Genomic DNA, 1,883 nt, shown 5'->3' with positions numbered 1-1,883 from the left:
ATAAAATATTTACTTATTTAAGAAGAAAAGAAGAAAAAGACTTAAATGATATAGGAATTCTAACTTATTTAATGAGAAAACATGGTTATGATAGAGACTTGCTTTATAATATATTTGATGAATATTCAGAAAAATATGAAAAATATGCTTCTAAAGCCAAAAATATTATGGAAAGCATTATATTATAAATTTTTATCAGCGTAGCCGTATTCATCATTTTTCAGTTTCAAGCCAACCACATCATTCTTCTCCCCTACCTGGAGGAACTGGTTCATATATCCCCAGTGCCTGGCAGGTAGGGATGAAACTATAATATTTTTATTATTTAAAATTTTTATATCACAAAGTTTCTGAAATATAAATGAATGAAATTATTGTAAGCAATCTAAAGTATGGCTGGAAATACAGGGAAAGTCTAAAAATACAATAAAAACATATTCTAGTATAACAAAGAAATTTTTAGAATTTCTAATAACTAATGGAATAATTATTACAGATACAAAATCTATTAGTAGTCATTAGATAAGAATATAATTCTAAAATTTTTAGCTGAATTAAAGGTTAAGAAAAAACTAGATTCAAATTCATTAAGATTATATGCTAGAGCTATATCATCTTTTTTAAAATTTTTAGATAATGAAAGTTTAGCAAAGCAAAGAAAAGCTCCAAAGGTAGATAAAAGATTACCAAAATTTATTACATATGATGAATTAAATAGATTATTAGAAAATGCTGAAAATTATAGAGATAAACTAATTATTAAATTCCTATTTTATACTNGAGTGAGATTCTCCGAAGTAATAAAAATAAAAAAGAATGATATAATCTTTGAAGAAGGTTTTGTAAAAGTATATGGAAAGGGCGGTAAAGAAAGAATAGTACCAATACCAAAAGGATTGTTAAAGAATTAAAAGATTATATTAATAAAATAAATACTGAAAATATATTTCCATTATCATCAAGACAGGTTGAAAGAATTACAAAAAATATTGCAAAGAAAGCTGGAATAAATAAAAAAGTAACTCCACATGTATTAAGACACTCTCTTGCAACAACATTATTATCAAAAGGCGTTGATATAAGATATATACAAGAAATACTAGGACATAGCTCATAAAATATTACACAAATATATACTCACGTTGTTCCAAACCAATTAAAAGAGATATATAATAAAGTTTTTGAAAGCTAGCTTAAAATTGTTTTTATTTCAAAATAATATATTCCAATTACTACTATTGTTATTATAATTGATACTATAAATTCTGCAAATAATAATGGCAAGCTTTGAGATAATAATGAATTTATATTAATTGTTCCAAATATATATGGAAATAATAATGTTGATAATATCATTGCATTCAAATAATGAGAAATTATGAATAATATTCTTTGTACAATATCCTTTAAATTCACAAATGTTAATATTAGTAATATTATTAGTGGAAAAAAGAATAGATAAGGTATTGTATTTTCATATAAATATATATGCAAGAATACTAACAAATCTCCTACTAATCCATATATTTTAAACTTCTTTACATTAAATATATATCCAAGAATACCTAAAACAAATAATATTGTTGATAACAACAATAATAATGTTGAGTCATTAAATATAATAGAAGGCCCCCAAACAATATTTCCATTTACAATTTTAATACCATAACCAGTAATAGCTGCAGTTAATATAGAAAGAAATGATATTGCCATTATCAAGGTTCCAAATAAATATATTAATATATCTCTTTTACTATATTCTTATTTATACTTTTTCCTTCAAAAAACCCTATTCCAATATTTCTAAATATAAATAAAAATAATATAATAAATATTAGTGGATAAAATGAATATGCAACAGGGACCAATAATGATGGTAATAA

The 1,883-nt window shown here is 23.2% G+C and carries 3 protein-coding genes; 2 read left to right on the top strand and 1 reads right to left on the bottom strand.

Going from position 1 to position 1,883, the window contains the following annotated elements:
• Positions 1 to 530: 530 nt before the first annotated feature.
• Both LUA84_RS04555 and LUA84_RS04990 read left to right on the top strand, forming a co-directional pair.
• Complete coding sequence (locus tag LUA84_RS04555) at positions 531 to 911, top strand: tyrosine-type recombinase/integrase (RefSeq protein WP_308112648.1); 381 nt, start codon at positions 531 to 533, stop codon at positions 909 to 911.
• A complete protein-coding gene (locus LUA84_RS04990) occupies positions 896 to 1,117 on the top strand; it encodes a tyrosine-type recombinase/integrase (RefSeq protein WP_457913319.1) in 222 nt (73 codons plus the stop codon). The genes LUA84_RS04555 and LUA84_RS04990 overlap by 16 nt, the downstream gene beginning before the upstream one ends.
• Before the next feature lie 71 nt (positions 1,118 to 1,188).
• Here LUA84_RS04990 and LUA84_RS00890 read toward each other — a convergent pair whose 3' ends face one another.
• A complete protein-coding gene (locus tag LUA84_RS00890) occupies positions 1,189 to 1,713 on the bottom strand; it encodes a hypothetical protein (protein WP_231433999.1) in 525 nt (174 codons plus the stop codon).
• Positions 1,714 to 1,883 lie beyond the last annotated feature (170 nt).

Source organism: Candidatus Nanopusillus massiliensis, from assembly GCF_920984865.1.
The sequence above is the reverse complement of the archived record's forward strand: the minus strand, read 5'-3'. Positions and strand labels throughout refer to the sequence as shown.

Bases quoted from the DNA above. Each gene is read 5' to 3' on its own strand.
- LUA84_RS00890 (WP_231433999.1), bottom strand. From the start codon at position 1,713: ATGGCAATATCATTTCTTTCTATATTAACTGCAGCTATTACTGGTTAT.